Annotated in this window: 13 protein-coding genes; 8 read left to right on the top strand and 5 right to left on the bottom strand. The window is 40.0% G+C overall.

Annotation, left to right across the window (positions count from 1 at the left end):
• The 5 genes from FN960_RS23040 to FN960_RS17995 form a co-directional block, all read left to right on the top strand.
• Window positions 1-181, top strand: a 181-nt coding sequence (locus tag FN960_RS23040) for a hypothetical protein (protein WP_221936817.1), incomplete at its 5' end; no start/stop codon positions are given.
• A 673-nt stretch (window positions 182-854) separates the two neighbouring features.
• Window positions 855-1295 carry a sporulation inhibitor of replication protein SirA gene (sirA, locus tag FN960_RS18010; RefSeq protein WP_143850252.1) on the top strand — a complete coding sequence of 147 codons (441 nt, stop codon included), beginning with the start codon at window positions 855-857 and terminating at the stop codon, window positions 1293-1295.
• Window positions 1296-1415: 120 nt separating this feature from the next.
• Window positions 1416-1631 carry a YneF family protein gene (locus FN960_RS18005; RefSeq protein ID WP_143850251.1) on the top strand — a complete coding sequence of 72 codons (216 nt, stop codon included), beginning with the start codon at window positions 1416-1418 and terminating at the stop codon, window positions 1629-1631.
• Window positions 1632-1682: 51 nt separating this feature from the next.
• The gene (locus FN960_RS18000; RefSeq protein ID WP_143850250.1) at window positions 1683-3440 is read left to right on the top strand and encodes an ABC transporter transmembrane domain-containing protein; all 1758 of its coding nucleotides are present in this window, start codon (window positions 1683-1685) and stop codon (window positions 3438-3440) included.
• Complete coding sequence (locus FN960_RS17995) at window positions 3437-5227, top strand: ABC transporter ATP-binding protein (RefSeq protein WP_143850249.1); 1791 nt, start codon at window positions 3437-3439, stop codon at window positions 5225-5227. The genes FN960_RS18000 and FN960_RS17995 overlap by 4 nt, the downstream gene beginning before the upstream one ends.
• 100 nt (window positions 5228-5327) lie before the next feature.
• On the opposite strand, the gene FN960_RS17990 is transcribed toward FN960_RS17995, so the two are convergent.
• The 3 genes from FN960_RS17990 to FN960_RS17980 form a co-directional block, all read right to left on the bottom strand.
• The gene (locus tag FN960_RS17990; protein WP_143850248.1) at window positions 5328-5492 is read right to left on the bottom strand and encodes an aspartyl-phosphate phosphatase Spo0E family protein; all 165 of its coding nucleotides are present in this window, start codon (window positions 5490-5492) and stop codon (window positions 5328-5330) included.
• A 67-nt stretch (window positions 5493-5559) separates the two neighbouring features.
• Window positions 5560-5994, bottom strand: a complete 435-nt coding sequence (locus FN960_RS17985) for a DUF2621 domain-containing protein (RefSeq protein WP_185971099.1) — start codon at window positions 5992-5994, stop codon at window positions 5560-5562.
• A 214-nt stretch (window positions 5995-6208) separates the two neighbouring features.
• The gene (locus tag FN960_RS17980; protein WP_143850246.1) at window positions 6209-6607 is read right to left on the bottom strand and encodes a GNAT family N-acetyltransferase; all 399 of its coding nucleotides are present in this window, start codon (window positions 6605-6607) and stop codon (window positions 6209-6211) included.
• Window positions 6608-6663: 56 nt separating this feature from the next.
• On the opposite strand from FN960_RS17980, the gene ykzS reads away from it, so the two are divergent.
• Window positions 6664-6858 (top strand): protein YkzS, encoded by a 195-nt coding sequence (ykzS, locus tag FN960_RS17975; protein WP_143850245.1) that lies wholly within the window; start codon window positions 6664-6666, stop codon window positions 6856-6858.
• A gap of 90 nt (window positions 6859-6948) precedes the next feature.
• Here ykzS and FN960_RS17970 read toward each other — a convergent pair whose 3' ends face one another.
• Together FN960_RS17970 and FN960_RS17965 are read right to left on the bottom strand one after the other, a co-directional pair.
• On the bottom strand, window positions 6949-7032 hold the full coding sequence (locus FN960_RS17970) for a YjcZ family sporulation protein (protein WP_143850260.1): 84 nt from the start codon (window positions 7030-7032) through the stop codon (window positions 6949-6951).
• An 86-nt stretch (window positions 7033-7118) separates the two neighbouring features.
• Window positions 7119-7253 carry a small acid-soluble spore protein P gene (locus FN960_RS17965; protein WP_143850244.1) on the bottom strand — a complete coding sequence of 45 codons (135 nt, stop codon included), beginning with the start codon at window positions 7251-7253 and terminating at the stop codon, window positions 7119-7121.
• Between the two features lie 199 nt (window positions 7254-7452).
• Between FN960_RS17965 and acnA the strand changes: the two genes are divergently transcribed.
• Both acnA and FN960_RS17955 read left to right on the top strand, forming a co-directional pair.
• A complete protein-coding gene (gene acnA, locus FN960_RS17960; RefSeq protein ID WP_143850243.1) occupies window positions 7453-10164 on the top strand; it encodes an aconitate hydratase AcnA in 2712 nt (903 codons plus the stop codon).
• Between the two features lie 852 nt (window positions 10165-11016).
• Window positions 11017-14292: an efflux RND transporter permease subunit gene (locus FN960_RS17955; RefSeq protein ID WP_143850242.1), complete on the top strand. Its 3276-nt coding sequence runs from the start codon at window positions 11017-11019 to the stop codon at window positions 14290-14292.
• The last annotated feature ends 6 nt before the right edge of the window (window positions 14293-14298 follow it).

Below are 14298 nucleotides of genomic sequence, written 5' to 3'. Positions count from 1 at the left end.
TAAGTCCGGTACAATACCGAACTCAAACCAACCAAACAACTGCATAACAAAAACTCTAACTTTTAGGGGTCACTACCAAAAAGATAGGGGATGCGCGAAAAGAATGAAAATGCGCGAAAAACATCGGGTCATGCGCGGAAATATCAAGCCAGTGAGCGAAAAAACAGAAAATGCGCGATAATCATCATGTGCTGCGCGAAAAAGCGGAGTGTGTGCGCGGAAGCCAGCAAGCGCAGCCAATTCACTTAAATTGGAATGTTGGTCAATTGTCTGATCGGGAACATGAGCGGAAGGGGAAAACGAAGACTCCCACGGGAAGCACGAGGCAGACGACATTGAGATGTCGCACGTCCACTTCAAGGGCTAAGGCCGTGCCCATGGAAAGGGAGTTTTTCTCCTTTAGCGGTGCAAATGGGCTTAGTTCTAGATGACTTTTTTCGATGGCCACATCAAGATCTATTATATGACGTAAAATTGAGAGAAGAGAAGGCTACATCACTTTTGTCCACTTACACAGCGGACGGGATGGCCGGCCGACTCCGAAGGGCGAAAAGGGCAGGGTTGAATTACACTGCGCCAGCCAGTTTAGTTCAACGCCCACCCTCGGAAAGCGTGCTGGCCATCCAGGGAGCGATTTCGGGGCACACTATAATGGCTACGTTTTTATTACAAAATAACTATAGACTCATCTCAATTAAAAAGACTTTGTCTACTGTCTGAGAGACGTTCACTAGTTGAGCGTCTCTTTTTATTAATAAGACAACACTCGACTTCTTGTTCGACACGAAGAAACAGCCTTTTTAACGCAACCTATGTATAATAAGTCCAATATTTGATATATAGGAGGCGTTCACATGAGGAGCTATCAGTTATATCTACTAGAAGAGGATATTGTTCAGCGTTATTATGGACAGGAAATAAAGCTATTTAATTTGTTTTGTGAACGATTTCAAGCAAATCTTGCATTAAAACCGCTCCTAACGAAACAAGTTGAATTTATTACAAAGCCTTTACCTGTTAAACATTTAACCAAAATATTATCTAAAGAGGATCATTATTTAAACAGTGATCAAATTAACATTTCTACTTTTCGAATGGCGCATCCACCATCAGAAAGCTGGATTGATGTGAAACTCAGAGATCACTATTTATTGGTGACTGCCTTTGGAAAAATGGAGGTTGAAACGAGATTGTTTGAACGATTAAAAGAGCTGGATTCACATTTTTTTGCTGTGAACGTAGGGCAGCATCGATTCGGTTGGCTTGGACCTCTAAAAAAAGCACAAGCCTTTTAAATGATCCTCTGATTTATAAAAAGCATACCTTTTAAAGCGCGTCATAATGAGATATAATGGACAAGTATGTTCGGACTAGATCCGAGCGTTTGATTTAGCTTGAAGGAGGACGTTCACCGAATGTGGATTCATATTATTGGTTACACTGTAGCAGTTCTTGCGGGGCTTGCTATCGGATTTTTTATCGCACGTAGAACGATGATGTCTTATCTTAAAAAGAACCCGCCTATTAATGAGCAAATGCTCCGTGTAATGATGATGCAGATGGGTCAAAATCCATCTCAGAAAAAGATTAATCAAATGATGAAAGCCATGCAGAAGCAGCAAACTAAATAAATGATGCAAGCACCTCAATAGAGGTGTTTTCTGCTTTAAGGGGATACGAGGATGAGGGTGTATCGTGATTTATGGTGGTTTTTTAAGCAGGAGAAGAAAGCGTATATTGTTGGCATTCTTGTCCTTATTCTTGTTTCATTACTTGTTTTAGTCCCTCCCTATGTTATAGGACGGGTCGTTGATCAAATTTATGATGGGACGTTAACAACAGAAAGCTTGTTTGGCTGGATTCTATTATTAATGGCTGTAGGAATTATTACATATGGGTTACGTTATGTCTGGAGAATTATGATCTTTGGAGCTTCCATTCGTTTGGCGAGAACGTTAAGAAATCAGTTATATGAGCATTTCACGAGGATGTCGAGTCCATTCTACCAGCGCTATCGTACTGGAGACCTTATGGCTCATGGGACAAACGACATACGAGCTGTGCAAATGACGGCTGGTCAGGGTGTGTTAACCATTGTGGATTCAATCACAATGGGTGGGTTTGTGGTGTTAACAATGGCGATTGTTATTGATTGGAAGCTAACCTTAATTACGCTAACACCTATGCCCTTCATGGCGATATTAACCAACATATATGGCGGGATGTTACATAAGCGATTTCATGCGGCACAGGGTGCATTTTCTGAATTGAATGATAATGTGCAAGGTGTGATTAGTGGAGTGAGAGTGACAAAAGCATTTGGTCAAGAAAAGGCAGATACAGAAAAGTTCCGTCTTAAATCTCTCGAAGTTGTAGGGAAAAACATGAGGGTTGCGAAGGTTGATGCTTTGTTTTCACCAACTATTTCTTTTATTGTTGGCGTCTGTTATTTTTTGGCGGTGGCATTTGGTGCCAGGTATGTGGTTTCTGGAGATCTCACGATTGGCGAGCTAACGAGTTTTACTGTATACCTAGGTTTGTTAATCTGGCCAATGTTAGCTTTTGGCATGTTCTTTAACACAATTGAGCGTGGACGTGCATCCTATGATCGAATTCAAAAGCTACTCTCTGAGAAACAGGATATTGTAGAAGTAGAAGAAGCCATTGATGAACCCATCTCCGGAGACATTCATGTGTCAATACCTATGTTTCAATATCCTGGGACATCCTCAGTAGTCTTACAACAAATTGATTTAACCATTAAAGAAGGAAAAACGCTAGGAATCGTTGGTAAGACGGGCAGTGGGAAATCAAGTCTACTTCGTTTATTGCTACGTGAATATGAGTTAACAGATGGCACTATAATATTTGGCCATCGTCCAATTGAACAGCTTACGTTAAATCGACTGAAGCAAACATTTGGTGTAGTTCCACAAGATCATTTTCTTTTTTCCACAACGATAGCAGATAATGTTGCTTTTGCTAAGCCGAATGCATCTATGGAACAAGTCATTCATGCATGTCAATTGGCTGGCATCCATCAGGATATTATTCAATTTAATGATAGCTACGATACAGTAGTTGGGGAGCGAGGGGTAACATTATCGGGAGGGCAAAAGCAACGATTATCTATTGCAAGAGCATTGTTAGCTGATCCTGAGATTTTGATACTGGATGATTCACTTTCTGCTGTAGATGCGGCTACAGAGGAATACATACTCGGCAAGCTGAAAGAGCATAGACGAGGCCAAACCAACATTATTACGGCTCATCGATTAAGTGCCATTCATCATGCTGAATGTATTATCGTTTTAGAAAATGGGGAGATCATAGAGCAAGGTAATCACAATGATTTAATGTCACTGGATGGCTGGTACAGCAGGATGTATAACCAGCAACAGCTTGAGCATTTAGTTGAAAAAGGGGGGAGAGACGCTTGAAGCACGAGGATCGAGTACTATCAGGTAATGAACAGAGGCGTATCCTCTTTCGACTTTTAAGCTATATAAAACCCCACAAATATAAGCTTATTTTAGCTCTTCTCTTGTTGTTTGCTGCTACAGGTGCTGAACTGCTTGGTCCCATACTTGTTAAGATATTTATTGATGATTACCTTACTCCAGGGCAGTTTCCAGTTTCTCCAATCATCTGGTTAGCATCAGCTTATATCATTCTACATATTTGTGCGGTTGTGATTTCCTATATTCAAGGCTACATGTTCCAGGAAATGGCCCTCAAGATTATTCAATCGCTACGAATGGATGTATTTAAAAATGTTCAAAAATTAGGTTTGTCTTTTTTTGACAACACTCCGACGGGTGGTCTAATCTCGAGAATAACCAATGATACTGAATCGATTAAAGACTTATACCTAAGCGTACTCGCTGTGTTTGTACAAAACTTCCTTTTTCTTCTGGGGACATTTGTCGCTATGTTTTATTTAAATGCAACGTTAGCATTGTATTGTTTAATCTTTTTACCTCTCATACTTTTGCTTATGAGTCTGTACAGAAAAATGAGTGCAAAGTTCTATGCGGATTTAAGCGGTAAATTAAGTCATTTAAACGGAAAGATGAATGAATCCATTCAAGGGATGACTATAGTGCAAATGTTTAGGCAGGAAAAACGATTACGGAAGGAATTTGCTGAAGTAAATGATTCTCATATGGCTGCAGGCTTAAAAGCAATGAAGGTCGATGGGCTATTACTAAGGCCGATGGTTGATATTCTTGCCATAGCAGCACTTGTTGTTGTTTTAAGTTATTTTGGCTTACAATCGTTACAAACCACGATTGAAATTGGGGTACTTTATGCATTTATCAGTTATTTGGATCGATTCTTTGAACCGGTGAATCAAATTATGATGCGCCTTTCTATGTATCAGCAGGCCATTGTTTCGGCGGGGAGAGTTTTTCTTTTAATGGATCATCAAGAATATGCCCCTCGGAAAAAGGGGGAAGAGAACACACAAATAAATATAGGAACAGTTGAATTTAAGAATGTTACGTTTTCCTATGATCAAAAAACAGATGTACTTAAAAATATCTCCTTTAAAGTGAATCAAGGAGAAACACTTGCATTAGTAGGACATAGCGGAAGTGGAAAAAGCTCAATTATTAACCTATTAATGAGATTCTATGAGCCCCAAAAAGGTGAAATTTTGATTGATGGAAAGTCATTATCTTCTTTTTCAAATGAAGAGTTACGAAATAATGTTGGATTAGTCCTGCAGGATTCATTTCTTTATAGTGGAACCATCAAGAGTAATATCACGTTAGACAGGCATACTGTATCTGAAGAGGCGGCTAGGGAAGCTGCAGCCTTAGTCGGAGCCAATCAATTTATAGAAAAGCTTCCACTTAAGGAACAAACAGAAATAAGCGAAAGAGGCTCAACCTTATCAAGCGGCCAGCGACAGCTGATATCCTTTGCGAGAACGATGGCACACAAACCTAGCATCCTTGTCTTGGATGAAGCTACAGCAAATATTGATACCGAATCAGAAGAGCTTATTCAAAAAGCGTTGCAGAGGATGCAGACCAACCGAACAACAATTGCTATTGCCCATAGGCTATCTACCATAAAGGATGCCAATCGAATCATAGTTATGCACCAGGGTGAGATTGTCGAGTCAGGTACACACGAAGAATTGATAAGAGCACAAGGACTGTACAAGAATATGTATGAGCTGCAGAAGGGATCTGAAGCCGTTTCGTACGAATATTAAATATGTGTTTCAACGACAAAAAGAGTCGAATGAGTGTGAAACCACACTCATTCGACTCTTCTCTGTTAAAACGGGAGAGGCGGGACTACATCTAATTCTTTTAGTAATGGCCCAACCTCTTTATTTCCTTGTCATATTGATTTAATAGCCTGTCCAACTCTTGACTGATTTTTAAGACAGCGGATGAACTCAGTTCCTTTGAGTGAGAGGCTTGATTTAATTGCTGTCGTTTTTTTTCAATAATTTCATACAAGTTAGTGGTCATCAGGATGACGTCCCTTCTCCAGTAAACTCGGTTTATATAGTTAGCGGCGAAATTGCGATTTATATACTTAGGAAGTAGAGTCAAATAAATGCTTATACGGAGTAAGATCAATTTGCTTTTGATTAAGCTTCTTAATTAAAAATTTATGATCGCGTTTTGGAGTCGCCAAAATGTATCCTTTAATAATGTGTGGTTCTGATATAGATGATGCGTCTTCTTCCAAGGCAAGCTGACTAATTTTCCCCGCAATTTTTCCTTTGGCTACATCACGAAAAAGTTCAGGCACAGGCTCTACTAATTCATTTAATAATTTCTTTTGGTGATCTCCCCATAAAGGAAGAGCTTGTTCGATGTAATAGTCCTGCCAATCAAGAATTGATTTCCCATCATCCTTTGGAAGGCGCTTTAAAAATTTCCGGAACATAAAGTATCCGCCAATAAACATGATGGTAATCAAAAAGATCGTCCATAAAATGATAAACCATATAAACCAGTCGGACATAATATTCTTGCATCCCTTCTAAATCATTTTTATGTATTCTTTAGGTGAAACCCTTATGATTGAGTAAATATAGCGAGCGAAAATGGAGGTCACTGAAAAAGTATTCTAGAAATGAACTCGGTCGCAACGCTACAGGAGAAATCTCCGCTTTCCACGGGAACGGCAGCCGAAGAGTCAGAACTAATTAACACATAAGCATAGACTCTATTATTCTTTATTGTTTTCTAGGAATATAAAAACCATGATGAGCTTGATGGAAACCTATTTTAGGATAATATTCCATTGCATCTGGTGCAGATAATAAAATCAAGCTACATTCGTCTCCAATTTCTTCTCGGGTTTTATCAATTAAGGATTTTCCTACACCTGCTTTTTGGTATTCAGCTGAAACGGCTAGATCTGATAGATAACAGCAGTAGCAAAAATCAGTTAACGAACGTGCAATGCCAACTAATTTATCATGATCTCGGGCAGATATTAGTAATTGGCTGGCCACAAGCATTCTTTCAATTCTATCTACTTGATCAATAGGCCGTTTAATACCGGAAGAACGAAAAACATCCACTACCTCTTCGGCAGTTACTGGAGCATTCACATGATAGGTTAGTTGCATGATATCACATCCTCTACTAAGATATGAATAGAATAACACAGAATTAGGTGAAAAAAATGACGGAAGAACAAGCAAGGATAGGGTTAGAGAATGTAAGATCAGGGCAACAGAGTGAAATCGTTGTAGAAAAACAAGATTTTTTGGTATTTAGGGAAATTCTAATGAAAGCTGAGGATGTGGCACATTTCCGAGGAAGAGCTCGCCATCATGGCATTACGGTCTATACATATGAGCCTGGATGGTCTAAATAAGACCACATTCATTTAATTATACCAGTACACAGATAACGAGAGGGTGCGTTTGATTTCGCATTCCTCTCGTTTATTTATAGTTATGGTGAATTATTTACACCAGCTTGCACCAACAATAACTAGTAAGATGAAAAGCACCACAATTAAAGCAAATCCATTATCGTAGCCACTCATATAGAGCACCTCCTTATAGTACGGATGGTACACTATATGCGCTGATTAACTTTTGGACATTCATATAGCCCGTTTACTGAATGTCTTTATCCCTCACCATTGGTTTGGCTCACATGATTTGCTTTTTTAACTTTTTTTGAACCCTTTAACGGTTCAGGTTGTCCTGGGTTGTTAGCTCTTCCCGTATTGCCTTTACCTTTTTCCTTATGACGTTGAGTCAAGATGCTTCCTCCTTTTGTTCAAATGTCTCACTTTCTCAAATAAGTATTTGCTTGAAAAATGGTTTCTAAACGGTCCTTTTTTTGCTATTCTAGTTAAGGGGGACGAAACCGTTTTATTTAAAGCGCTTTCTACATAGGTCACTCATTTAGACAATATTGTCGATCTAAGGTAAGATAGTTTTGAGAAGGAGGGTCTAACATGTCAAAAAGTAATGATGTTTTTAATGCACGTTCAACCTTTCAGAGCGAGGGAGAAACGTATCACTATTATGCGCTTGATGCTCTTGAAAAGGCAGGACTAGGCCAAATAAGCAAGCTTCCGTTTTCAGTAAGAGTATTGCTTGAATCTGTACTACGCCAGTATGACGACTATGTGATTAAGAAGGAACATGTCGAAAATTTAGCAAAATGGGGTACGTCTGATCAACAGGAAATTGATGTTCCATTTAAACCAGCTCGAGTGATTCTACAAGATTTCACGGGAGTACCTGCTGTTGTTGACTTAGCTGCCTTAAGACAGGCAATGGCTAAAATGGGTGGAGATCCAGCTCAAATCAACCCGGAAATTCCAGTTGATTTAGTTATTGATCACTCTGTACAGGTTGATAAATTCGGTACAGATGATTCACTTACTTATAATATGAATTTAGAATTCGAACGTAATGAAGAACGTTATGAGTTCTTAAACTGGGCAAAAAAGGCGTTTGATAACTATCAGGCAGTACCACCTGCAACAGGTATCGTACACCAGGTGAATCTTGAGTATCTAGCAAGCGTTGTCCAAGCTGTTAAAGTCGGAGATGAAACAGTTACTTTCCCTGATACACTAGTTGGTACGGACTCCCATACAACAATGATCAACGGGATTGGTGTACTTGGTTGGGGTGTAGGCGGAATTGAAGCTGAAGCAGGAATGCTTGGTCAGCCTTCATACTTCCCAGTACCAGAAGTAGTTGGAGTTAAATTTGTTGGGAAGCTTCCAAGTGGAACAACAGCGACGGATATTGCATTAAAGGTTACTCAGGTTCTTCGTGAGAAAAAAGTAGTTGGAAAATTTGTTGAGTATTTTGGACCAGGTCTTGCTGAAATGCCACTTGCTGACCGTGCTACTATTTCAAACATGGCGCCAGAGTATGGGGCAACATGTGGATTTTTCCCAGTAGACAGTGAGTCATTAGATTATCTAAGACTTACAGGTCGCGACGAAAAACAAATTAAGCTTGTTGAAGATTATAATAAAGCAAACGGATTATTCTACGTGCCGGGTGAAACGCCAGACCCAACGTATACAGAAGTTGTTGAAATTGACCTGTCTAAGATCGAAGCAAATCTATCTGGACCAAAACGTCCGCAGGATTTGATCGAGCTTAATGACATGCAATCACAGTTCCATAAGGCTGTTGTAGCGCCATCTGGTACTCAAGGGCTTGGGTTGGATAAAAAAGAATTCAACAAGGTTGTAGATGTAGAATATAAAGATGGACGTACGACAAGTATGAAAACAGGTTCGATTGCGATTGCAGCGATCACAAGCTGTACAAATACATCCAATCCTTTTGTTATGCTAGGCGCTGGACTTGTTGCTAAAAAAGCTGTTGAGCTTGGCTTAACGGTTCCAGAGTATGTGAAAACATCTCTTGCTCCAGGTTCAAAGGTAGTAACTGGCTACTTAGCTAAAGCAGGCTTACAGTCCTATATGGATACTTTAGGCTTTAACAATGTAGGATATGGCTGTACGACATGTATTGGGAACTCGGGGCCACTTGAGCCTGAGATTGAAGAAGCAATCTCTTCTAACGATCTAACAGTTACATCTGTATTATCGGGTAACCGTAACTTTGAAGGGCGTATCCACCCACTAGTTAAGGCTAACTACCTTGCATCACCACCACTTGTTGTTGCCTATGCATTAGCTGGAACAGTTGATGTTGATCTGAAAAACGATCCACTTGGTAAAGACAAGGATGGTAATGATGTATTCTTCAAGGATATCTGGCCGTCAACGGACGAAGTGAAGCAAGTAGTAGCTGATACTGTTACTCCGGAATTGTTTAAAGAACAGTATGCGGATGTATTTACAGCGAACCAGCGTTGGAATGAAATTGAAACAACGGATGATTCTCTTTACAAATGGAATGAGAATTCTACGTACATCGCAGATCCTCCTTATTTTGAAGGATTAACTCAAGAGCCGGGCACTGTAGAATCACTTAATGATTTGCGTGTTATCTGTAAATTTGGTGATTCTGTTACAACAGACCATATTTCACCAGCTGGAGCAATTGGAAAAACAACACCAGCAGGGAAATACCTTATCGATAAAGGTGTGGAGCCTCGTAACTTTAACTCTTACGGTTCTCGCCGTGGACACCATGAAGTGATGATGCGTGGAACATTTGCAAACATTCGTATCAGAAACGAAGTGGCACCAGGTACTGAAGGTGGCTTCACAACATACTGGCCAACAGGTGAAGTGATGGCCATTTATGATGCTGCTATGAAGTATAAAGAGAGTCAAACTGGACTTGCCATTCTAGCTGGTAAAGACTATGGAATGGGAAGCTCTAGAGACTGGGCTGCTAAAGGAACAAACCTACTAGGTATCAAAACAGTGATTGCCGAAAGCTATGAGCGTATTCACCGTAGTAACCTAGTATTAATGGGTGTTCTACCATTGCAATTTAAAGATGGAGAATCAGCTGAATCACTTGGTCTAACAGGTAAAGAATCAATTAACGTTGATATTACCAACGAAGTAAAACCACGTGACTTTGTTACAGTTACCGCAACAGATGAAGAAGGCAACGTAACAACATTCGAAGCACTTGTTCGTTTCGACAGTGACGTTGACGTAGATTACTACCGTCACGGCGGAATCCTACCAATGGTCCTTCGTGAGAAATTGGCATAACAAATAGTAAAATATAATAAGGTATTGGAGTTTCTTTGAGATTCTCTAATATAGCTGACGGGATGGACGGGCTGGGTTGAATTGAGATTGGCGTCAAACCAAGATTAGTTCAACGCCCGCCCCCGGATAGCGTGCCCTCCATACCGGGAGCGGTTTTATTACACTAATTGTTTAGGATTCTGTTAAAATGAAATAAAAAGTCTTAACAAACATACTAAGACAAAAGAATTATTACTAATCTAAAAGCTGAAGAATGTTGGAGTTTTCTCCGTTCATTGTTCAGCTTTTTTATTGTACAAACGAGGATAGTGTAACTTCAGAAATACACTCCGCTTGCATCAGTACATGGAGGAATTGGAGGATATCTGAGTGTAAGTATATCGCTGCCGCTCCCGAAAATGGGGGCACGCTTACCGCGGGAAGGTAATGAGATAACTCGACTCCGTCGATTTAGCTCATTGAACCTTTTCATCCCGCAGGTGTCGGCCCTCCATTTTCGTCGGCTCGCTGAGTGGCGGGCATCAAGGATATGAGAGATGACTCACGCAGAGTCTACGTAACTTTCCTACATAAGAAGTTGATTTTAACATGAAGGATGTAGCAAGTGAGAGGAATAAAGTTCGACTTCTAAAGGACGGCACATGGCGGTCCATTCTACAGCAGTTACATCGTTCGTCTTTTTATCAGAAAGAAATAGTTCTTTGTAGTTCTGTCCCAGCTACTTTGTTCATACAATAGTCACGGATTCATGGTTTCTTCCATGAGATAATAGGGAAAAGAAAGGAATGTTATTCAGTTTTACCTTACATAATGAACCTATAATCTAATATGGAAGATGGAGGAACAATACATATGATCAATTTTTCAATTAGAAGACCCATTTTCACAATTGTGGGAATGGTACTCTTTATTATTATCGGGGTTGTATCCATTACTCGATTGCCCCTTCAGCTGTTTCCTGAAATTAATCCGCCAGTAGGTGCGGTTATTACTAGTTACAGTGATGTGAACCCAGGCGAGATAGAGGATACAGTGACCATACCATTAGAGCGCCAATTGGCCACTACCTCAGGCTTAAATAATATGACCTCAAATTCAACTGAGGGAACCTCTATGATTATTTTGGAATTTGATTGGACCACAAATATCGATGATGTTGAATTAGATATTATCAACACTATACGAAGTGCCAATCTTCCTGATGATGCAAATGAACCAACCTTTGTTAAGTTTGATCCGTCTATGATGCCAATGATTCAAATGGCTGTTACCTCCAATGCGGATCTAATTGACTTTCAAGATGATGTGAGAGATCTTGAAGATGAAATCCTTAAAGTGCCAGGTGTAGCGAGCGTTGGAGAGAGTGGCAGTTTATCTGAGGAAATATTAGTATCACTGAATCCAGATGAATTAGAGGATGCGAATCTAAGTCAGAGCGACATTGTATCTGCCATCCAGGCAAATGATATTTCCCTTCCAGGGGGAACCGTTATTCGCGATGATTTAAGCTTAACAACACGGGTGATAAGTGAGTTAAATAACGTAGAAGACTTAGAGAACCTAGTAGTAGGCTTATCAGATACAGGAGATGATATTGCCTTAAGTGATGTGGCCTCCGTTAATGTGCAAACAGAAGACCAGGAAGTCATATCACGAGCAAACCAGCAGGAGGCTATTCAACTAAGCATTATGCCTGAGTCTGGCGCCAACACAGTTCAAATATCTAACGCTGTAAATGATCGATTAGATGAGCTTCTTCAAGAAGAAGAATACGAAGAGCTTGAAGCCTCCATTTTATATGATGAGGGAGACTTTATAATAGCGTCCATTAATAGTGTAACGAGCGCGATGGTAATTGGTGGACTTTTAGCAATGGCTGTCCTACTATTTTTCCTGCGTAATCTTAAAACGCCATTTATCGTAGGTATTGCTATTCCATTCTCAGTTATTGTAACCTTTGGCTTTATGTTTTTTGCTGATATTGGCTTAAATATTATGAGTCTGGGAGGATTAGCACTAGGGATTGGAATGCTTGTTGATAATGCCATTGTTGTTATAGAGAATATATACAGGCATCTATCAATGAAAAAAGAGCCTAAACAAGCGGCATTTGACGGAACAAAAGAAGTGAGCGGAGCAATTATTGCATCGACACTCACAACGATCTCAGTCTTTTTACCAATTGTGTTTATAAGCGGAATTATCGGTGATTTGTTTAGAGAATTAGCATACACGGTTTCGTTCAGTTTATTAGCTTCTTTATTAGTTGCTTTAACCGTTGTGCCGATGCTTGCAAGTAGACTTTTACGGACACCTAAAGAGTCTACGGAAGAAAAAAGGCGTTCTTCTTCCACTATGAAGTGGCTACGAGGCTCAACTATTTGGGTTTTAAAACATCGCTTTATTGTATTGCTTACCACATTTGTACTTTTGGTGGTTGGTATACTTGGCTTAACAACAGTAGGCACGGAATTAATACCAGATAGTGACCAAGGAAGCTTTACGATCGACATTGAGATGGAGCCTGGAACAAGTCTCGATCGAACTCAAGAGGCTGTTCAGTCTGTTGAGGATGTCTTAGAAGATTATCAGGAAATTGAAGATTACGTCAGTACAGCGGGTTCTGGTGACAATCAAATGATGGGGGGCAGTGATTCTAGCTATACAGCGGAGATTACGGTCTCTATGTTACCGCACGAGGACCGGACAATCAGTACGGCAGATTTTGTTGAATCGATTGAACGAGATCTTGAGCGAGCTGATGATGATGCTGAGGTTCGAGCATATACGGCATCTGCTGCATTAGGTGGGGAAGCCAATACGCTGCAATTTACAATCACTGATAGTAATCAAGAAAGATTATATGAACAAGCAGATGAGTTAGAGCAAGAACTAAATGACGAGCAATCTATTCGTGATGTAGAACTAAGTATTGAAGAGCAAGTTCCTGAAATCGTGATTGATATTGACAAAGACGCGGCAAGAGAGAACTTATTGACTCCAGCAGAGATTGCTCAGCAGGTGAATGCGGCAACTCGTGGCGAAACGGCAACGGTTATTGAAGAAGATAATGAATTTTTAGATGTGATCGTACAACTTGAATCAGAAGCGACAGAAACAGTTTCAGATATTGAACAGCTTTCCTTACTTAATACAGAAGGAGAGTACGTTGAATTAAATGAAGTAGCAGAAGTTGAAGAAGGAGAAAGTCCAGCGTCTATCCAAAGACTTAATCAAGAAGGGGCTGTTGAATTTACAGTAACGTATGCGGCTGCCAATACGTTGAGTGGTATTACGGCTACGGTAGATGACATTGTAGCAGATCTTGAGTTAGATGAAAGTACAACGTTCACCTATGGTGGAGAACGTGAGATTTTAGATGACTCAATTAACAACATGATTTTAGCCATTGTCTTAGCGGCTATCTTCATTTACCTGATCATGGCTGCACAATTTGAGTCATTAAAGCTACCATTTATCATCATGTTTACTGTACCTTTAGTGGTAATCGGTCTAGCGATTGCTCTGGTTGTCACACAAACGGCTATAGGAATAACGGCCTTCATTGGACTCATCATCCTATTAGGGATAGTGGTGAACAACGGTATTGTTATGCTCGATTTTGTAAATCAACTTAAAGCTCGTGGTTTATCAACGCATGACGCATTAGTTGAGTCTGTTCAACTACGAACAAGACCAATTATTATGACTTCAGCCACCACAATTTTAGGAATGATTCCACTTGCTTTAGCATTTGGAGAAGGGGCTGAATTCCAGCAACCAATGGCCATCGCCATTATTGGAGGATTAATAAGTGGTACAATCTTAACACTGTTTGTCATCCCAGTTGTGTATAGCCTTTTGGATAGTGAGACTAGAAAAAAGAAGAAGTATATAACAATTGAAGGAGAATTCTATGAAGTGACAGATACAGCTGGCATCTCCGAACGAAAGAATAAACAAAAAGAAGAGCAATTGAAGCTTGAGAATCAGGCCGACTCGTCTGAAGACGAACATGAGATTCGTGATACCAATCAACGGACGAATGCATCCCAAGAAGAAATTCTTGATGCACTGGAGCAACTGCTTAAAAACCGTAAACGAAACAATGATAAGGATGACTCGTGATCGGAT

The organism is Alkalicoccobacillus porphyridii, assembly GCF_007293315.1.
GTDB classification, from domain to species: Bacteria; Bacillota; Bacilli; order Bacillales; family Bacillaceae_D; genus Alkalicoccobacillus; species Alkalicoccobacillus porphyridii.
The sequence above is the reverse complement of the archived record's forward strand: the minus strand, read 5'-3'. Positions and strand labels throughout refer to the sequence as shown.